A 19668-nucleotide genomic window follows, 5' to 3' on the forward strand; every position below is an offset into this window, starting at 1 on the left:
TCTCCTTGCTCCGCCTCTCGGCGATTGGCGTAGCCGGCGTTCGCGCCTATGATCGGTAACGCGTTACCTGAAGTTCATCCCGAAAAGCGTAACGCGTTACCATGCAAAAGGAGCACGGATGAAAGACGCCAAGGACAAAGCCACGCGCGACGCTTTCGAAGCACCCCGCAAGGGCCGCCCCCGCAAGGAAGGCGCCATGACCAATGCCGAGAAACAGGCTGCCTATCGCAAGCGCCGGGCGGAAGCAGGTGGCGGCGCCGTGATGCTCAATAACGAGGAAATATGGCTGATCTGCCATGCCCTGGATGGCAAGGTCTGGGAAGCCGACGGCGAACAGCGGCAGAAACTCATTGCCCGCCTGCGCAAGCGCGTCGTTTGAGCGCTCTTACATCAGTGCACCTATGAGCTCCATGCCAAGCTTCCTGACCTGCCGATCGGTGCGCAGCTCATTGCCGTGAACCCCGATTACCTGGGTTGGCGGCCTTGATGAGTAGCGGCTCTGCAGGCTGATCAGGTAGCGGCCATCTTCCTGGCGGTTACAGGTGAAGTCGAATAGCGGGTAACTGCGCTGTAGGAGCTCGGCAACGTCGTGACAGCTTGGCGGATTCATCGGTCTCTCCTGCATGGCCCGAGTCATCGTGCGCCGCTGCGCTGAAAATGAAACCGTGGCCACTTGCCATTAGCTGCTGCGCAGCGTTCATTTCCGCTGCGGCGAATATCAATGAATTGAGGGATTTGAGCGGGATGCAGGGGCATTTTCCGGGGACCGCCAATAAAACAACCCGGACCGGCGGCAAGACTTTACATATAACGGCATTTCGCCAACGCCATGCCGGATCGTTCTGAAAAAGAGTCGAACACCCCTGCGCGATATGTTTCGGATGAAGTGAATGCACGGCATTCACCTATTCACTTCTCACGGATATTTCCCACGGAGTAGTTCCCATGGCCGAACATAGAGGCGGTAAAGGCAACTTTGCAGAAGACCCCCAGCGTGCGTCCGAAGCCGGCAGGAAAGGCGGCCAGCACAGCGGCGGCAACTTCAAGAATGATCCGGCACGCGCAGCTGACGCGGGTCGCAAGGGTGGTCAGCGCAGTCACGGTGGTGGCCGCTGAACTCCCGGTGAGCGGGCGTTCCGGCGCTTGAACAGCGCTCCCCGCCGCTACGCAAACGGCGCCGAAGGATCGGCGCCGTTTTATTCGTTCAAAGGCTCGAAAGACCCGCTCACTGGGTGCAGAGCACCTCATTCACCTGGATATCCGAACGTGAGTCACGCCCCACAGGGCCATGCAGCGCACGGACGAATTGCTGCGCCTGCTCGCGGCTCAGGCGCTCCTGCAGCAGCACCGTGCTCATGGGTTGGCCATTGCGGCTGTAGCGGATCAAGTACGCGTGCATGGTGATTCCTCCCGGCGAAGGTGGCCATGCCAGTGGGTGGATGGCCTTTGTGCGCAGCAGTCTAGTTCAGTTGCCGGGGCGGCACGGGCGAACCGGCCAGCGTCTGCCCAATGGTGGCCTCGAAGCCGGCCGACCCAGGCATGACGTCTGAAACTCCAGCGCAGCGCATATGCCCCCAACCGGAGCGGGCTATCGCCACAAGTTGCTTGGCTGACATGCTCAGGCTGTTAGGGTGAGCGGACTTCCCAGCGTTTCCCCTGGCCCCTTTCCCACGGGGCTTCTTTTTGCCCTGCTCCTCGCCTGCCCGCCCCCGCAGCACACTCATGATCGAGGAAACGCACCGCGCTCCCTCGGCGGCGACGGCACGCTGGCGTATCTCCCCGGTTCTCGCACGCGCCGGCAGCCGTTCGGGCGCAACTCCCGAACCTTCGATCGGGTTACCGCTCACAGCTCAGGACAGACCGCGCGCGCCCGGCTCCTTCCGCTCGGGCTCGGGCAAACGCTTTCCGGCAGGTCGCAGGCGCCGCCAGGTCCGTCTACCCTGCAATCGGGAAACGCATCCGCGAGCGGCCCTTTTACCCTGGACACGCTGCCGAGACTCGCGAAAGGAGGTTCAGATGCCCTCAGTGCAATACACCAACCGTCGCCATGCCGGGGTGGCACTGGCGATGGTCCTGCGTGACATGCCGCTGGAGAATCCACTGGTTCTCGCCCTGCCCCGTGGTGGCGTACCGGTTGGCAAGGAGATCGCCCGCGCCCTGGGCGCGCCACTGGACGTGCTGCTGGTGCGCAAGATCGGCGCGCCGGGCAACGAGGAGTTCGCCCTGGGCGCCATCGTCGATGGTCCGGAGCCGAACTGGGTGGTGGACGAGCAGATGCTCGAACGCTATGACCCGCCGCCAGAGTGGTTCGAGCAACAGGTGCTGGAGCAGATCCGCGAGCTGGAGCGCCGACGCCTGCTCTATCGCGGTGCAAAGGCTCCGGCGCGCCTGGCGGATCGCGACCTGATCGTCGTCGATGACGGCCTGGCTACCGGCAGCAGTATGCGTGCCGCGCTGCAGTGCCTGCGCAGTCATCATCCGCACAAGGTGGTGCTGGCTGTGCCGGTCGGCCCGGCAGAAACCGTACAGAAGCTGCGTGATGAAGTGGACGCGCTGGTGTGCCTGGATACCCCGTCGCCGTTCCGTGCGGTGGGCGATCACTACCGGGACTTCCACCAACTCAGCGACCAGGAAGTGATCGACCTGCTGGCGAAGTAAGCGCTTGAGATTTCGTAGGAGCGAGCTTGCTCGCGAACGAGTATCCCGGCGGCTCCGCAGTTGAGCGGTTCGCGAGCAAGCTCGCTCCTACAGGGGATGGGCCGGCTGCGGGATTCAGGCGCTTTCACGCTCCAGCACCCGGCAGCCGAGCAGGTTCAGTCGCTCCGCTGGGCCGTCGAGGGGCACCACGCCGATGGATTGCAGCACGCGTAGCGCGGCGATCTCGCCAATCTCGCGGGCTGGCGGCTTGATGGTGGACAGGCTGGGCAGCAGCATCGGCGCGAAGGGATAATCACCGAACCCCAGCACCGCGCACTCATTGGGGATCTTCAGCCCCGCGCGCTGGCCCGCGAGCAGGCCACCGGCGGCGAGGTTGTCGTTGGCGAAGACGATCGCCTCGGGGCGCTCCGCCCCTCGTGCCATCAATGCTTCCATGGCCTGCCGCCCGGCTTCGAAGGGTGCACTTTCGGTGGGCACGAACATCCAGGGCTCGCCACCCAGTTCGCGCAAGGTATCGGCATAGCCGTCGCGGCGATCCAGGGCGCTGAAGTCGCCCGCTGCGCTGTTCTGCACGAAAGCGATGCGCCGGTAGCCCTTGCCGTGCAGGTAGTGCACGGCATCCACGCCGACCTGGTAATGGGAAAAGCCGACCTGGATCGGCGCGCGCCCGGGCTGGTAGTCCCACACCTCCACCGCCGGCATGTCCGCCGCCGCAATGAGTTTCTCGGTGGCGGGCGTATGGAAATGGCTGGTCAACACCAGCGCTGCCGGGTTCCAGCCGAGGAAGGCGCGCACGGCGTTTTCCTCCTTGTCTTCGCAGAAGTAGCTGGACGCCAGCAGCAGTTGGTAACCGTGGGCCGCCAGGGTGTCGCTGAAGGCCTGGATGGTGTCGGCGAAGATCGGCCCGGAAATGTTCGGCACCACCATCCCCACTACCCTGCCCCGCGCCGAAGCCAGCCCGCCGGCGACCTGGTTGGGCACGTAGCCCAGCTCCTCCACTGCCGCGCCGATGCGCTCGCGCAGGTCATCCGACAGTTGCGCCGGCTGGTTGAAGTAGCGCGACACGCTGATGGCGGAGACCTTTGCCAGTTCCGCCACGGCGGTCAGCGTCACGCGCCCTGCCCCACGGCGTTTGCGCGGTGTCTGGTTGGCCAATTCGGCGCTCCCGTTTCTGTATTTCAGGAATATAAACGTAATTTTTAATTATTTGACGATCTATCTGGCGATTCAGGATACTCGCCGATGTTAGCGCTAACAACACAAACTGTCCGCAACGATCCCAGCCACTCGCACGAGCGAGCGCTCGTGACAGCCCCGTAGAAAACAGTCCCGTAGAAAAAGGCGCCCCGGCAAAGAGAGCCGAGGGCGGACCAGGGCACGAAGGAGTGGCTATGCATTCGCAACAACGGGGGACGCTCGGTCGTCCGCAATTCACTGGCCGACGCAGCGCGCTGGCCCTGGGTATCGCCAGCGTGATCGGTGCGCTGGCCTGCAGCGTGCAGGCCGCCGAAACCACCGGCAGCGACACCCAGTCCGCCGACTCGGCACCGACGCTCAAGGCAGTGACCGTCACCGCGACCCGCCGCGAGGAGTCGCTGCAGAAGGTCCCGGTGGCCGTCTCTGTGGTCGATGGCGAACAGCTGGAGCGCGACAACCGCAACAACATTTCCAGCATCGTGCAGCAGGTGCCGACCCTGAATTTCCGCACCGGTGCCTCGAACAAGGACACCTCGCTGTTCGTCCGCGGCGTGGGCACCATTTCCACTTCCCCCGGCGTGGAGCCGAGCGTGTCGACGGTGATCGACGGCGTGGTGCTCGGCCGCCCCGGCCAGGCGACCCTGGACCTGCTCGACGTGGAACGCATCGAAGTGCTGCGCGGCCCGCAGGGCACGCTGTTCGGCAAGAACGCCTCGGCCGGCGTGCTCAACGTGGTGACCCGCGCGGTGCCCGACGAAACCACCGGCTATATCGACTACTCGCATTTTGGCGGCGGCAACGAGAACCGCACGCGCTTTGGCATCGGCGGCACGCTGATCCCCGGCAAGCTCAAGGCCAGCGTCACCACCCTGGTGGGCAGCTACGACGGCAACGTCGACAACGTCCACAACGGCCACGAGGTGAACGGCTACAACCGCGCCGGCGCGCGCACCAGGTTCGAGCTCACGCCGAACGACGACCTCAAGGTCACGCTGATCGCCGACTACATGAAGGGCAACGACGACGGCCCCAGCGGCGTGATTACCCAGAGCAGCAGCGCGGCCTTCACCAACGCCCTGCGCCCGGTGACACCGGACAGCGACAACCGCAAGATCATCAGCGATTACCGCACCCACGTCGACGACACCAACAAGGGCCTGTCGGCGCAGCTGGACTGGAACCTGGGCGACTACACCCTGACGTCCATCAGCGCCTGGCGCGGTTGGGACAACACCCAGTGGCAGGATGGCGATCGCCTGTCGCAGGTCACCGCGAGCATTCCCAGCTCCCACGACAAGGGCGAGCTGAATTACGACCAGTACTCCCAGGAGCTTCGCCTGGCCTCGCCCAAGGGGGAGTTCCTCGAGTACGTCGGTGGCCTGTACTACATGCATGCCGTGGACGACGAGACCTACCGCCGCGTGGTGACCTCAACCACCACGCAGAACAGCGGCGTGGCCGACTACGGCACGCGCAGCGACACCTACGCGGTGTTTGGCGAGAGCACGCTGAACTTCACCGATGATTTCCGCGGCATCGCCGGCCTGCGCTACACCCACGACGACCTCGAGTACGACCATCGCCGGCGCTCCACCTCGGCCACGGCGGTCACCGGCATCCAGCCGTCCACGTCCAGCTCCGGCTCCACCGACGAGGACGGCTGGTCCGGCCGCCTCGGTCTGCAGTACGACCTCAGCGAGCAGCTCACCAGCTACGTCACCTACTCGCGCGGCTACAAGGGCCCGGCGTACAACGTGTTCTTCAATATGCAGCCGCGCGATACCGACGCGCTCAAGCCGGAAACTTCCAACTCCTGGGAAGCCGGCCTGAAGGCCACCGCGCTGGACAATCGCCTGACTGCCAACCTGGCGGTGTTCCACACCGTCTACGACAACTACCAGGCGAACTTCTACGACACCGTCGCCGGCCAGGTGGTGACCCGCCTGATCAACGCCGGCAAGGTCAAGACCGAAGGCGCCGAACTGGACTTCAGCTACCAGGCGACCCGCCAGTTGAAACTCTCCGGCGCCCTCGCCTACACCAAGGCCCGGGTCGACAGCTTCGCCTGCCCGCCGGGTGCGGCGTCCAGCTGCAATGTCGACGGCAAGCCGCTGCCCTTCACCCCGGACTGGAAGAGCTACGTGCGCGCCGACTACAGCATCCCGCTGGACAACGGCCTGGATGTGGAGCTGGGCACCGACTACAGCTGGCAGGACAAGGTGCAGTACGACCTCAGCCAGAACCCCGACACCATCCAGGGCGCCTACGGCCTGTGGAACGCCAGCGTCGCCCTGGCCGACTACAACGACGGCTGGCGCGTCGCCCTGCTCGGCAAGAACCTCACCGACAAGTCCTACTCGCCGCTGCTGGCCAGCGGCGGCAGCTACATCTACCGCATGGTGCCGCGTGACGACGGGCGCTACTTCGGCGTGGAGCTGCGCAAGGACTTCTGAGCCGATGCGGCGCCGGCTCGCCCCGGCGCCGCCCATGAGATCGACCCCGCTGCCTTGCGTCCTCCCAACGGACACACAGGAAACCCGACATGACACGCACTCTCTCCCTTGGCGCCTTTCTCATGGCCACCGGTCACCACGTCGCCGCCTGGAGGCACCCCGACGTCCCGGCCGATGGCGGCCTGGATTTCCGCCTGTACAAGCGCCTGGCTCAGATCGCCGAGGCGGCGAAGTTCGACGCGGTCTTCGTTGCCGACAGCGTCGCCGCGCCCACAGCGGAGATCGCCAGCCGCATGGCCCGCTCCGATCACTTCGAACCGCTGACGCTGCTTTCGGCGCTGGCCGCGGTGACCGAGCGCATCGGCCTGGTCGCCACCGTCACCACCAGCTACAACGAGCCCTACCACGTGGCGCGCAAGTTCGCCTCGCTCGACCACCTTTCCGGCGGTCGCTCAGGCTGGAACCTGGTGACTTCCGATGCCGCCGCCGAGGCGCTGAACTTCAACCGCCAGGAACACTTCGGCCACGCCGAGCGCTATGCCCGCGCACGGGAATTCCATGACGTGGTGACGGGACTGTGGGACAGCTGGGAAGACGATGCCTTCACCCGCGACAAGGCCAGCGGGCAGTACTACGACCCGGCCAAGCTGCACGTGCTGAACCACGAAGGCGAACACTTCCGCGTGCAAGGCCCGCTGAACGTCGCGCGCTCGCCCCAGGGCCGCCCGGTGATCGTCCAGGCCGGCAGTTCCGAGACCGGCCGCGAGCTGGCCGCACAGACCGCCGAAGTGGTGTTCACCGCGCAGACTTCACTGGCTGCCGCGCGCGACTTCTACAGCGACCTGAAGGGCCGCCTGGGCAAGTTCGGCCGCACGCCGGATGAGCTGAAGATCATGCCGGGCGTGTTCGTGGTGGTCGGCCAGAGCCAGAGCGAAGCGCAGGAGAAATTCGAGGAATTCCAGGAACTGGTGGAGCCTCATGTCGGCGTCGCCCTGCTCTCGCGCATGCTCGGCAACTTCGATCTCTCCGTCTACCCGCTGGACGGCCCCCTGCCCAAGCTGCCGCTGACCGACAGCGGCCAGCGTAGCCGCCAGCTGCTGCTCACCGAACTGGCCGGGCGCGAGAACCTGACCCTGGCCCAGCTTGGCCGGCGCATCGCCGGTGGTCGCGGGCACTACAGCCTGATCGGCACGCCGACGCAGATCGCCGACGAACTCCAGGCCTGGTTCGAAGGCGGCGCCGCCGACGGCTTCAACGTACTGGTGCCGCACCTGCCGGGCGGACTGGAAGATGTCGCCAACTTCGTGGTGCCGGAACTGCAGCGTCGCGGACTGTTCCGTCGCGACTACAGCGGCAGCACCCTGCGCGACCACCTCGGGCTCAAGCGCCCGGCCAATCGCTACACGATCTGACGATTCACGGGCCGGCCTCCATGGCGGCCCGTACCCAATGGAGTATTCATGACCTACCTCGCCCACCCCGACCGCTACCAGCGCATCCCGTACCGCCGTGCCGGCCGCAGCGGTCTGGTGCTGCCCGCCCTCTCCCTCGGCCTGTGGCACAACTTCGGCGACAGCGTACCGCTGGACCGCCAGCGCGCCCTGCTGCGCACCGCCTTCGACCTGGGCATCAACCACTTCGATCTGGCCAACAACTACGGCCCGCCCTACGGCAGCGCCGAAATCAACTTCGGCCGCCTGCTGCGCGAGGACTTCGCCGGCTACCGCGACGAGCTGATCATCTCCACCAAGGCCGGCTGGGACATGTGGCCCGGCCCCTACGGCCAGGGCGGCAGCTCGCGCAAGTACCTGCTGTCCAGCCTCGACCAGAGCCTGCAACGCCTGGGCGTGGACTACGTGGACATCTTCTACTCGCATCGCTTCGACCCGGACACGCCGCTGGAGGAAACCGCCGGCGCACTGGCCAGCGCCGTGCAGCAGGGCAAGGCGCTGTACGTCGGTATTTCGTCCTATTCCGCCGGCAAGACCTCCGAACTGGCCGCGCTACTGAAGGAATGGAAGGTGCCGCTGCTGATCCACCAGCCGGCCTACAACCTGTTCAACCGCTGGGTGGAGAAGGACCTGCTGGCCACCACCGACGAACTGGGCACGGGCGTCATCGCCTTCACTCCGCTGGCCCAGGGACTGCTGACCGACCGCTACCTGAATGGTGTGCCGGCTGATGCGCGGGTCAACCAGCCGGGCGGCGCCTCGCTGCGGCCGGAGCATCTCTCCGAGGACAACCTGCGCCGCGCCCGCGCGCTCAACGAAATTGCCCAGCGCCGCGGCCAGAGCCTGGCGCAACTGGCGCTGGCCTGGGTGCTGCGTGATGCCCGCGTGACCTCCGCGCTGATCGGCGCAAGCCGCCCCGAGCAGATCGTCGAGAACGTCGCCGCCCTGGACAACCTCACCTTCAGCGCAGAAGAACTGGCGGAGATCGATCGCTTTGCCGTGGAAGGCGGGATCAACCTCTGGGAACAACCCTCCCACGACTGGAAGGAATGAGCCTGTGAAACCGCTTCAACGACTGCTCGCCGGGTTGCTGCTGCTCGTGGCCGGCGCCGCCCAGGCGCAGGACCCGGCGCAATTGCGCATCGGCTATCAGAAGGCTTCCGTCAGCCTGGTACTGGCCAAGGAGCATGGCCTGCTGGAGCAGCGCTTCCCGCAGACACAGATCCAGTGGATCGAATTCCCCGCCGGCCCGCAGATGCTCGAAGCGCTGAACGTCGGCAGCCTGGACCTGGGCTCTACCGGCGACATCCCGCCGATCTTCGCCCAGGCCGCCGGCGCCGACCTGCTCTACGTCGGCATCGAGCCGCCCAAGCCGCAGGCGGAAACCGTCGTGGTGCCCAGGGACAGCCCGATCCACAGCGTGGCCGAGCTCAAGGGCAAGCGCGTGGCCTTCCAGAAAGGTTCCAGCTCGCACAACCTGCTGCTGCGCCTGTTGCAGCAGGCCGGCCTGACCCTGCGCGATATCCAGCCGCTGTATCTCACACCGGCCGACGCCCGCGCCGCCTTCGAGAGCGGAAAAGTTGATGCGTGGGCGATCTGGGACCCGTGGTACTCGGCGCTGCTGCTGGGCGGCAACGCGCGGCTATTGGCGGATGGTTCCGAGGTGGGGCTGAGCGGGCCGTTCTACCTGTCCAGCCGTGAGTACGCTGGAAAGAATGCCGAGTTCATCCGCCAGGTGCTGGACAGCCTCAACCAGGCCGAAGCACTGACTCGCAGCGACGAGGCCGGCAGCGTGGCGATCATGGCGCGTGTCACCGGCCTCGCCCCGCAAGTGATCGCGGAAACCTTCAAGCACCGCCCTCCTTCGCCGATCCGCCCGCTGGACGCTGCCGATATCGCCACGCAGCAACGCACCGCCGACCTGTTCCTCGCCGAACGCATCCTGCCGCGCGCCGTCGACATCAGTGCCGCCCGCTGGAAACCCTGACAGCGTCTGCTCTTCGTAGGAGCGAGCTTTCTCGCGAACCGCCCAGCGCTTGAGTCGCCGGGAACTTCGTTCGCGAGCAAGCTCGCTCCTACAGGTGCACTTCCACGAGTCCGCTCCTGCGCGCATGCGAAAAACATGGAAATGGTTATCTGACTTATTTCTGATATTTCGTCTGGTTATTAGATAGACCAATTCATTCCTTCTCCGCCGCCCTGTCGCGCTGCCACACTCGGCTCCGCCGGCGGGCGACCCCCGCCGCTCTACAGCGGGCTTCTCCCACCCTCGAGCGCCCGCTCTCGATCATTCCGGGACCCCGTCAAACGAGCGCGGCCCGACAAGGAGCTGGATGTTCATGAAGAAACTCACTGCCGTTACCGCCCTCGCCCTGGCCGTCATCTCCGGCCTGGCCCACGCCGACCGCCTGGACGACATCAAGAAGGCCGGCGTGCTGCGTGTCGCCGCCTTCGACAGCAACCCGCCGTTCGGCTTTGTCGATGCCAAGAGCAAGCAGATCGAAGGCCTCGACGTGGATTACGCCAAGGCGCTGGCCGAGAAGCTCGGCGTCAAGCTGCAGGTACTGCCGACCAACCCGGCCAACCGCATTCCGCTGCTGACCGCGAACAAGGTCGACCTGGTGCTGGCCAACTTCACCATCACCCCCGAACGCGCCGAGCAGGTCGATTTCAGCATCCCCTACTTCTCCTCCGGCCAGCAGTTCATCGTGCGCAAGGGCAGCCTGAAGTCGCCGGACGAGCTGAACAAATGGCGCGTCGGTGTCGACAAGGGCACCGTCAACGAAGGCGTGCTGCGCGAGAAATTCCCCGGCGCCAAGGTTATCGCCTACGACGACACTCCATTCGCCTTCACCGCCCTGCGCAACGGCCAGGTCCAGGCCATCACCCAGGACGGCCCGAAACTGATCGGCCTGCTGGCCAACGTGCCGGACAAGGACAAGTACGAAGTGCCGCCCTTCACCATTTCCAACGACCTGATCGGCGTTGGCATTCCCAAGGGCGAGAAAGCCCTGGCCGAGTTCGTCAACCAGAGCCTCACCGAACTGGAAGCCCAGGGCCAGGCGCAGAAGATCTACGACACCTGGTTCGGCCCGGACACCAAGACCCCCCTGGCCCGTCTGTACAAGATCGGCGACAAGAGCTGACCCACATTCCACTGCGCACCACCCCACGCCCCGGCTCGCCGGGGCGTGGCCGTTTCTTCCACTGATGGATTCGTGACATGTTCGGCGAACTGCTCGCCCCGACCTACCTGCGCTGGTTGCTCGACGGCTTCCTGCTGACCCTGGGTATCTCCCTGTTCTGCTGCGTTATCGCCACCCTGCTCGGCGCGCCGCTGGCCATCGCCCGGCAGGCGAAATCGCGCTGGCTGTCCTGGCCGGCGCGGGCCTATCTCGCGCTGTTGCGCAATACACCGCTGCTGGTGCAGTTGTTCTTCTGGTACTTCGGCGTGCCGGCGCTGCTGCCGGAGGACTTCGTCTTCTGGCTCAACTCGCCCCATGAGCTTGGCTGGCTGGCCTGGCCGTCCTTCGAATTCCTCGCCGCCGCCTGGGGGCTGACGCTCTACACCACGGCGTTCATCGCCGAGGAATTCCGCGCCGGCATCGCCTCGGTCAGCGCGCAGCAGCGCGAGGCCGGCATGGCCCTGGGCCTGCGTCCGCTGCAGGTGTGGCGCTGGGTGATCCTGCCGCAGGCACTGCGCACCGCGCTGCCGCCATTGATGGGGCAATACATGAATGCGCTGAAGAATTCCTCGCTGGCCATGGCCATCGGCCTGGCGGAGCTTTCCTACGCCTCGCGGCAGGTGGAGACGCAGACCTTCAAGACCTTCCAGGCGTTCGGCATCGCCACCCTGCTGTACATCGGCGCCATCGCGCTGATCGAGGCGCTGGGCCAGGCGATCCAGCAAACGCGCCGCTATCGCCAGGGGGCCTGACATGGACTTTTCGGTGATCTCGGACAACCTGTCCTATTTCCTCATCGGCGCCTACCCGGACGGCCCGCTGGGCGGCGCGGCGCTCACGGTGATCCTTGCCCTCGCCTCCGGCCTTGCCTCGGCGGTGATCGGCCTGGCACTGGGCATCGCGTTGTCGGTACTACGCGGCAAACCACGCCTGCTGCTGGTGGCGTTCCTCGGTTTCTTCCGCGCCATTCCGGTGCTGATGCTGATCTTCTGGGTCTACTTCCTCCTGCCCATCGTCCTGCACATCGATGTGCCGGCGCTGGGCACAGTGGTCTGCGCGCTGTCGCTGATCGGCGGGGCCTATCTGGCGCACTCGGTGCACGCGGGCATCGAAAGCCTGCCCAAGGGCCAGTGGGACGCGGCCCGCGCACTGGGTCTGCGCCCTTGGCAGGTGCTCACCCTGGTGATCCTGCCGCAGGCGCTGCCGATCATGCTGCCGTCGTTCCTCAACCAGTGGGTCTCGCTGATCAAGGACACCTCCCTGGCCTACGTGATCGGCGTCGGCGAACTGTCCTTCGTCGCCACCCAGGTGAGCAACCGGGTGATGGTGCATCCCACGGAAGTCTTCCTGTTCGTCGCCCTGCTCTACTTCCTGCTGTGCTCGGCGCTGGACCTGACGGCGGCGTTGGTGGCGAGGCTGAAGCTCGGTCCAGACAAGAAGGCCTAAGGCTGCACAGTCCAACCAACCGATTGGCACCAGGTGCGCAATGTATTGCCGCGCTCAGCTCAAGTTTCTCCAAGGAATTTAGTCAACAACGCACATAGATTAGTGCTGCGGTGCCCATGAAAGGCCACGGGAATACCTGGTCGTTGATCACTGCGGGGCCCGAGGCCGGGTAACCTACCTAGCCGGTCACACGCACAGCACCAATGCCGTGAAATCTAAGCAATATGGCCAATTCGTTAGTCGCCGTGACGGCAACCCTTATCAGGGTTTCTCTCACACTCCTGCATCCACTCCAGAAGCGTTAGAAGAGAGGTAAAAGTAACCAGCCAAAGAAACGGCCTGCATGAATATATTAGAAAGGCATATGACTCATTAAATTTACGATCATAACCGCCCCCGCCAAACTCCGCTCAGGCCGACAAAATCTCTATTACTGGAATACCTATTCCTATAGCGCTCGAGACCCTGCCGATGGCTGGCCAGCATCGCCCATTGGGTAGATTTCTCAAAGACCGATTTCCTTCATCTGTAGCGAGGCGAAAGCACACCAAGCGCCCTAAGGACTTGCTCGAAAGCTCACTTACTACTAGCCCCCACCGAGTATCTGTGCCAGCAAGCCAAAAACCATAGTTGCTATCAGTACAATGAGCGGCAGAAATAAAATCCATAGCGCCATACTGACAGCTTTCCTTCGCCCCGCAGTTCGCATTGGCGGTACGCCAGCCAAGTGATAAAACTCCAGATAACCGCGCCGCCAGCCAAGACCGACCCGAACAAATAAAGAAGGCCACCATATCCTCGATTACCAGGTACAAAAGCCATGGCAATGAGATAAATGGTTAGAGCCGTGCCTGCCAAGAGCAACAGCGTGACTATGATCGATGTTGAGCGACGTACAGTGGTGGGCGGCGTTGAATCAGTCGGTAATTTTTCCATTATGCTTTTATCGGTAGTCAGTAACGTTATTGGCAGGCCAAATTGACCCGATTTCAAATCAAGGTGGCAAAGCGGTAGACGATAATCCAGGCGAAGCGCATCTCCACGGCCTCCCAATAGCCGCCGCGCGGGCAAGTTTCCCCGCTGACGCAGATCGGGGGGACGGGGTATGACGGGAGGCGGACGAAGTTGGGCGACTCCGGTGTGGGGCGGCCGTTGGCGGGGTCCAGATGTTTGTCCTTGGCCAGTTGCTGGATCAACGCTTCACTGGGCTTGGGCGGCGGGATATTGGCCTTGCGCTCTTCCAGCCATTTCAGCTTGCCATCCCAGGGTGGCAGTTTGGCAGGGGGCAGCGGGAGGATGTCGTTGATCTCGGGGGCTTTGGGTGAGGCGTAGGAGTAGCTTCCGAGTACTTTGCCGATTTCCTTGTACCGATTGGAGCGCTCAATATCTATCTCTTGGCCAAGATAGCTCGATCGATCATCTGCACTTGGCACACGAAATGCCTGTTCCAAGACATAAGCTGCCGTTTCGTTACCCGCCATTACGCCTAGTTGAAATACGTCTAGCGCGTCACGAAAGTGCTCACTGATTTGAAGAGAAATTCCGAGGGCTAGGGCTGCTCGCCCATCTCCCTGTTCGGCGGCACAACGAAACATTTGCATTGCTACTGGAGGAGCAGCCTCAACGGGCTCCAGCTTTTCCCCAACATAAAATTGTGCCTCGGGACTGCCCATATCGGCGGCCTTTCGGTAATACCGCAAGGCCATGTCCTTGTCTTTCGCCAAACCCAGTGCGCCCTGTTGCAAGGCAATAGCAATGAAAGCATAACCTGCGCCGACCTTGGCCTCGATCAACTCTTCAGCCAAGCGCAGGTGCTCGGCGTTGCGCAGCTTGAACTTGCCCTGCATGGAACCGTTCTGCAGGTTGATATTGGCCTTGGCATGGCCGTGTTCGGCAGCTATGCGGTAGAGCCGTTCGACCTGCACATCCACAGCCGGGTCCTCCTTGAGCTGGTTGTTCTTCTGCAACCAGTGGGCGTAGTGGAACAGCATGTCGCTGTCCGCCGTGGGCGTGGGGAACTCTTCGTGTTTGCAGGCGAAGGCCAGGTTGGCGCGAATCTGGGTGAGTGGGTCCACGGCCACAGTCGCTTTCGGCGGTGGCCGGGCACTGCCGTTGTCGCAGGCGGACAGCAGCAGGACCAAGCAAGTGCCCCACCAAAACCTAGGCATCGCCAAGCAGTCTCCATCTGACTTGTTCGGGGCCGGCTGTGACCTTGTCCGGCAAGGGCCACAGGCGTCTGGTGTGCCGCTCCAGTACCAGGGGCGGCAAGGTGTCGCCCTGCTGGAAGCGGCGTAGCGTCTGGCCCTCAACGTTTATCCAGGCGAAGTGCACGTCCATGGCCTCCCAATAGCCGCTGCGCGGGCAGGATTCGCCGCTGACGCAGACGGGTGGGACGGGGTATGAAGGAAGGCGCACGAAGTTGGGCGACTCCGGTGTGGGGCGGCCGGTGGCGGGGTCGAGGTGTTTGTCCTTGGCCAGCTGCTGGATCAACGCTTCGCTGGGCTTGGGTGGTGGGATATTGGCCTTGCGCTCTTCCAGCCATTTCAACTTGCCGTCCCAGGGTGGCAGCTTGGCAGGGGGCAGCGGGAGAATATCGTTGATCTCGGGGACTTTGGGCGAGGCGTAGGAATACCGCGCAAGGAAACGCAAAATAGTTTTGTAACGATTAGCCCGTTCGAGATCTTCTTTCTGGTCCAAGTAATACAGCTCATCGGAAAGAGGCGGATTGCGAAATCCGTTGTTTAGAACGGAAGCTGAGCTCTCATCGCCTGCCGCTACGCCAAGCTGGAATGCCTCCAGAGCTTCTTTAAATCGCTTCTGAATTTGAAGCTCAACACCAAGGTCAGTGGCGGCAGCCTCATTTCCCTGCTCCGCAGCACAACGCCGCATCTGGCGAGCAATATCCGGCGCCATATCGCTGGGTGCGAGCTTGTCGGCCACGTAAGCCTGGGCTTCCGGACTGCCCATATCGGCAGCCTTGCGGTAGTACCGCAGGGCCATGTCCTTGTCCTGCACCAAGCCCAGCGCGCCCTGCTGCAAGGCGATGGCGATGAAGGCATAGCCGGCGGCAACCTTGGCGTTGATCAATTCCTCGGTCAGCCGAAGATGTTCGGCAGTGCGTATCTTGAACGTTCCCTGCATGGAGCCGTTCTGCAGGTTGATATTGGCCTTGGCGTGGCCGTGTTCAGCGGCGATGCGGTAGAGCCGCTCCACCTGCCTATCCACGGCCGGATCTTCCTTGAGCTGATTGTTCTTCTGCAGCCAGCGGGCGTAATGGAACAGCGTGTCACTATCCGCGGTGGGCGTGGGGAACTCTTCGTGTTTGCAGGTGAAGGCCAGGTTGGCGCGAATCTGGGTGAGCGGGTCCATGGCAATATCCTTTTGCGGGGCATTGGCGGTGCTGCCGGAGTCACAGGCAGCGAGGAGAAGGCAGGTAAGCAGGAAGAGTCGGCGCATCAGTCTTTGTTCTTCAGTTCAGTCGGGTCGAAGTAGAACTCGATGATGGGGGCACAGGGCACGCCGTTTTTCTTGTCGTTCTGAAGTCCCTTGTTTCTATTGATAACGTCACCCCAAGCGTCAAACGCATCTTCCGGCTCATCCTGCGCCCCCCTCCCATTGGTATGCAGACTCCACAATCTCCGGCGCATGGGTTGCGTCACGCCCATCTCCTCGTGGGCAATATTCATCTCGCTATCCACCTGCATGCTACGGGTGTTGATATTGGCCGAGCCGTGGGTGGTGAAGACGTCATCGATGATCATCAGCTTGGAGTGGATGTACACCGGCATCCAGGCGCCGGGCGGCGAGTCCTTGGCCACCAGGGAGCAGATGTGGATTTTCAGGCCGGGGCGCTCCGGTGGGCGCTTGACCTCGTTGTTCTGGATGGCTTCGATTTCCTGCTGGAGTTCGATGCTGCGTTGGCGTGCCTGCGCGTCGGCCTCGCGTTGGGCATCACGTGCGCGCTCGCCGAGGTTCGTGCCTTGCAGGGCATCGGGCAGCGCTGTTGCCAGTTCGGTGACCTTGCGCCCGAGGCGTTCATGCCAGGCCGGTTCCAGTTCGGCGGCGCGTTGCTTGGCCTGTTCGATACGGCGCAGCTTGGTGACGGTCGGCATGCTGTCTTCACGGCCCAGCCGTTCGAGCATGCGTTGAGTGTTGACGACGCCGTCACCAACTCCATCCTTGTTGGCATTGGTGACCACGAACAGGTGCAACGCGCCGTGCAGGCCGGGTTCGCGGCCTTTTTTGGTCTGCCTCCCGGTGATGTCGAGAATGACGTCGGCCAACGCTGGCCAACGGAAGTATTGGTTTTCGATGTAGATAAATTGGGTGGCGTTGTTGACGGTCTGGAGGTAGAGCTTTTCGATGTCGCGCTTTGGTTTCTTCTCTGGAGACTGTTCCGGCCAAGGGGAATGAGGTTTTTTGTTGTCGATCGGCTGGGAGTAAACCGCCTTGTTATCAGGCTCCGGGGTGTCCTCCTGGACCTGGGTGCGCAGGAGTTGAGCCATGAGCAGCGAGTCTTCACGGCCGGGCTGCAACTGATGCGCGACCATGGTGGCGTTGCGCGCGACAAACAGATCCTCTCCTGTCTGCCGGCGCCAGGCGGAGGCAAAGTTATGGTGCAGGTGGGCCAGTATCGGCCCGGTAACTCGGCTGGAGATGTCCTGGCGCGGTAGCCGACCGCGCGGGCCTTTGTTGGGTGCGGGCATATCGCTGGTGCGGCCTTTGGCCGAGTGCAGGTCGGTGTCCCAGTATTCGTCGAGCATGTTGTGGCCCATGACAAAGCCAACCGCCAACTCGGGGATTTCGTAGTCGACCAGGACGGTCTTCTGGTGGTGTGAGGGAGCCCCAGCCAAAGACAATATCGTCCATTTGCTGAGGTCGGGGTCGAGGCTGCGCAGGGCTGCTTGATAGGCGATTTCAGCTCGTTGCATCAGATTGAAGTCACGGCTGATAAAAATCGGACAGGCTTTGTCCCAGACCGTTGCCTCGCTGGCCATGGCAGAGCAATCGCGGAACCATCTGCGGTCATAGGCATATTGCTCGTCCGTGGAGGTTTGCCCTGCGCGCTGCCCGGGACCTACCACTTCTTTGCTGGGTAGGTTGGACTCGCCCACAACAAAGCCTGTCAGGTTGTAGGGCGCCTCCCAGCCCAGAATGCGCACCCGCACTGGGTTGTTCTTGTCTGTTGCCTTGGCTATCAGCAGATCGCCGATACAGGGTGCGCTGCCGTCGCGAATGAAATACATCGAGGGCTGAAAACCCCAACAGATGATGTCCACGGACTTCGTTGCCTTGGCGATGGCCTCGTGCACGGCGCGGAAGGCTTCCTCGCCATTGATCAACGGTTTGTAGGTGGCGGGCCTGGGCCGGTATTCGGTATCCGGAACGAACCAGGGGGAATTGCAGGTAACTTCGTTGCCATATTGCAGTGCCAGCGGCGCTACGATTTCACACGATGTCATGACTGATCTCCTGCGCGCTTGGCGATTTCTTTCAGCAATTGGGCGTAGTCAGTGCGATGTTCTGTGTGCTGCGAAGGCGGACCTATCTCGGGATCGCCGGTTAGCGATGGATGATTGTGCAGCCCCCGATTCGCCAGCTCCCCCTGCTCCGGGTTGCTGTAATCCTCAGGCACGGGAATGCGATAGCTGACGCCGTTGGCCAACTCCAGCCGGTACTGCCGGGTGACGACCTGGTGGTCGAAGGCAAGGAAGCCGGTCTTGTCCAGCACGCCTTTCTCCAGTGGCGCTCCATCGGCGTACAGCGTGTAAGGCATGCCTGCCCAGGTGTTTTGCGGGGCAGTGGGCGCGCGCGAAATACGAACCTTGATGCGCTGGGTGGATTCGAGCCTGGGGTATTGCGGGTGGGTCGCCGGCATGCTCGCCGGCCCCTGGAAATCAAAGTGGACCGACTTGATCAGGTAGTCGCCCTGGGTGCCGGACTCGATGCCGCAGTTGTCCATGCGGATGTAGGTGCCGGCGGCATTGAGGATGATTTTCTTCTTCGCGGTGATGTGGATTTCGTCTTCGGTGCTGACGATGTCCAATCCCTGGCGGGCGAGTATTTCCATGCGGTCGTTCTGCGCCTGGATCTGCACCGCGCCCTGGTTGGCGATGAGTTTCATGCCGAGCTTGCGCACGAACAGGCTCATGCCCTCGCCCACACCGATGAACAGGCGCTTGACCACGCTGACGTCCGCCTCGTTGCCGGCGTTGAGTATCAGGTTGCGCTGGGCAGCCAGTTGCAGGTGGTTGCCACTGGTGAGGGCGATGCCGTTGGGTGCGCTGAGTAACGCCACCGATGCCTGCAACTGATTGACCTCCTCGCGCATGAATGCGATTTGCGCCAGGAAATCAGCCGGGTCAGCCTTGGCGGTTTCGGCGTCGGCGGAGAGCTTCTGCATCTCATCGCCGGCCTGCTCCAAGCGTGCGACAGCCTCCTGCATGGCCAGTACCTGGCCCTGGGCGCCGGGCTGTACGTCGGCGCTGATGAACATGCCCTTGCCCGCGCGCACTGCCCCCCAGCCATCGGTGCGCAGCTCGAAACCTTCGCCACGCTTCTTGCGTTGCGCATCCACCAGATGACCCAGGTTGAGCTGGCTCTTGCCGGAGTATTCGGTGCTGACCTTGATGTGTTCCTGGCCACGGGTGTCGTCCAGGCGAATCTTGTTGTTGGCCGGCGTGCGCAGGACGTTGCGCTTGTGGTTGTGGATGGTGACGTGGTCGGGTTCGAGGTTGGTGTGCAGGGCGTGGGCGATGAAGGGCCGGTCCGGGTCGCCCTGTTCGAAGGCCACAGCCACTTCGGTGCCGGCCAGCAGTGGCAGGTGCAGGCCGTGGGTGTCGCCGGCGTAGGGCCGCGCCAGGCGCAGCCACATGCTTTCGCGGCCGGCGGGCCAGGTGTCGCGGTCGAACAGGAAGTTGACGCGGTAGCGCCCTTCGCCATCGATGTGGCTGTAGGGGTCGTTCTGCTGCGGGCTGGTGACGCGCGCGGGCACGGTGCCGGCGATACGTGGTTTGGCCGGTACTGGCGGGCGGAAGGCGATGGTGCCGTCCGGTATGGCTTCGAAGCGCACTTCGAAGCTGCGGTCGCGGGCGGCGGTGCAGTGGGTGCGGACGATCAGCGCGCCTTCGCTGAAGGCGGCCGGTGCGCCGCCTTCGACCTTGAGCACCTGGCCGGGGGCCAGGGCGGCGCTGCTGCTGGCGCCACTCAGGCGAAGCTGGTCGTTGAGGTAGCGCTCGTGGGCCAACTGGGCGTAGAACACGCCGCTTTCGGCATGGC

Annotated in this window: 18 protein-coding genes; 10 read left to right on the plus strand and 8 right to left on the minus strand. The window is 63.4% G+C overall.

Features of this window, described 5'->3' with window-relative positions; translation table 11 throughout:
- Positions 1-118 precede the first annotated feature (118 nt).
- Positions 119-379: a hypothetical protein gene (locus tag L6D89_RS15305; protein WP_236175892.1), complete on the plus strand. Its 261-nt coding sequence runs from the start codon at positions 119-121 to the stop codon at positions 377-379.
- Positions 380-385: 6 nt separating this feature from the next.
- On the opposite strand, the gene L6D89_RS15310 is transcribed toward L6D89_RS15305, so the two are convergent.
- Positions 386-610 (minus strand): hypothetical protein, encoded by a 225-nt coding sequence (locus L6D89_RS15310; RefSeq protein ID WP_236175891.1) that lies wholly within the window; start codon positions 608-610, stop codon positions 386-388.
- A gap of 335 nt (positions 611-945) precedes the next feature.
- Here L6D89_RS15310 and L6D89_RS15315 point away from each other — a divergent pair, with 335 nt between their 5' ends.
- Complete coding sequence (locus L6D89_RS15315; RefSeq protein ID WP_236200347.1) at positions 946-1116, plus strand: con-10 family general stress protein; 171 nt, start codon at positions 946-948, stop codon at positions 1114-1116.
- Between the two features lie 109 nt (positions 1117-1225).
- Here the strand turns inward: L6D89_RS15315 and L6D89_RS15320 are convergent, their stop codons facing one another.
- Entirely contained in the window at positions 1226-1399 is a 174-nt protein-coding gene (locus tag L6D89_RS15320) for a hypothetical protein (RefSeq protein WP_236175889.1), read from the minus strand.
- Positions 1400-2016: 617 nt separating this feature from the next.
- Here L6D89_RS15320 and L6D89_RS15325 point away from each other — a divergent pair.
- Positions 2017-2658, plus strand: a complete 642-nt coding sequence (locus L6D89_RS15325) for a phosphoribosyltransferase (protein WP_236175888.1) — start codon at positions 2017-2019, stop codon at positions 2656-2658.
- A gap of 114 nt (positions 2659-2772) precedes the next feature.
- Here the strand turns inward: L6D89_RS15325 and L6D89_RS15330 are convergent, their stop codons facing one another.
- Positions 2773-3813, minus strand: a complete 1041-nt coding sequence (locus tag L6D89_RS15330; RefSeq protein WP_236200348.1) for a LacI family DNA-binding transcriptional regulator — start codon at positions 3811-3813, stop codon at positions 2773-2775.
- Positions 3814-4049: 236 nt separating this feature from the next.
- Here L6D89_RS15330 and L6D89_RS15335 point away from each other — a divergent pair, with 236 nt between their 5' ends.
- From L6D89_RS15335 to L6D89_RS15365, 7 genes are all read left to right on the plus strand, one after another.
- Positions 4050-6308, plus strand: coding sequence for a TonB-dependent receptor (locus L6D89_RS15335; RefSeq protein WP_236200349.1), 2259 nt, complete (start codon positions 4050-4052; stop codon positions 6306-6308).
- Between the two features lie 89 nt (positions 6309-6397).
- The gene (locus L6D89_RS15340; RefSeq protein WP_236200350.1) at positions 6398-7720 is read left to right on the plus strand and encodes an LLM class flavin-dependent oxidoreductase; all 1323 of its coding nucleotides are present in this window, start codon (positions 6398-6400) and stop codon (positions 7718-7720) included.
- A 48-nt stretch (positions 7721-7768) separates the two neighbouring features.
- Positions 7769-8812 carry an L-glyceraldehyde 3-phosphate reductase gene (gene mgrA, locus L6D89_RS15345; RefSeq protein WP_236200351.1) on the plus strand — a complete coding sequence of 348 codons (1044 nt, stop codon included), beginning with the start codon at positions 7769-7771 and terminating at the stop codon, positions 8810-8812.
- 4 nt (positions 8813-8816) lie between these two features.
- Complete coding sequence (locus L6D89_RS15350; RefSeq protein ID WP_236200352.1) at positions 8817-9746, plus strand: aliphatic sulfonate ABC transporter substrate-binding protein; 930 nt, start codon at positions 8817-8819, stop codon at positions 9744-9746.
- Between the two features lie 352 nt (positions 9747-10098).
- Positions 10099-10905 (plus strand): ABC transporter substrate-binding protein, encoded by an 807-nt coding sequence (locus L6D89_RS15355; RefSeq protein ID WP_236200353.1) that lies wholly within the window; start codon positions 10099-10101, stop codon positions 10903-10905.
- Between the two features lie 77 nt (positions 10906-10982).
- Complete coding sequence (locus L6D89_RS15360; RefSeq protein WP_236200354.1) at positions 10983-11696, plus strand: amino acid ABC transporter permease; 714 nt, start codon at positions 10983-10985, stop codon at positions 11694-11696.
- Position 11697: 1 nt separating this feature from the next.
- The gene (locus L6D89_RS15365) at positions 11698-12390 is read left to right on the plus strand and encodes an amino acid ABC transporter permease (protein ID WP_236200355.1); all 693 of its coding nucleotides are present in this window, start codon (positions 11698-11700) and stop codon (positions 12388-12390) included.
- 636 nt (positions 12391-13026) lie between these two features.
- On the opposite strand, the gene L6D89_RS15370 is transcribed toward L6D89_RS15365, so the two are convergent.
- From L6D89_RS15370 to L6D89_RS15390, 5 genes are all read right to left on the minus strand, one after another.
- On the minus strand, positions 13027-13326 hold the full coding sequence (locus L6D89_RS15370) for a hypothetical protein (RefSeq protein WP_236200356.1): 300 nt from the start codon (positions 13324-13326) through the stop codon (positions 13027-13029).
- Positions 13327-13379: 53 nt separating this feature from the next.
- Positions 13380-14531 (minus strand): SEL1-like repeat protein, encoded by a 1152-nt coding sequence (locus L6D89_RS15375; protein ID WP_236200357.1) that lies wholly within the window; start codon positions 14529-14531, stop codon positions 13380-13382.
- Between the two features lie 19 nt (positions 14532-14550).
- A complete protein-coding gene (locus L6D89_RS15380) occupies positions 14551-15846 on the minus strand; it encodes an SEL1-like repeat protein (RefSeq protein ID WP_236200358.1) in 1296 nt (431 codons plus the stop codon).
- Positions 15846-17852: a phospholipase D-like domain-containing protein gene (locus tag L6D89_RS15385; RefSeq protein ID WP_236200359.1), complete on the minus strand. Its 2007-nt coding sequence runs from the start codon at positions 17850-17852 to the stop codon at positions 15846-15848. Before L6D89_RS15385 ends, L6D89_RS15380 begins: the two co-directional genes overlap by 1 nt.
- A partial coding sequence (locus L6D89_RS15390; RefSeq protein WP_236200360.1) for a DUF2345 domain-containing protein occupies positions 17849-19668 on the minus strand: 1820 nt, incomplete at its 5' end. The genes L6D89_RS15385 and L6D89_RS15390, both read right to left, overlap by 4 nt.

This window comes from Pseudomonas pseudonitroreducens, from assembly GCF_021603645.1.
Lineage (GTDB): Bacteria > Pseudomonadota > Gammaproteobacteria > Pseudomonadales > Pseudomonadaceae > Pseudomonas > Pseudomonas pseudonitroreducens.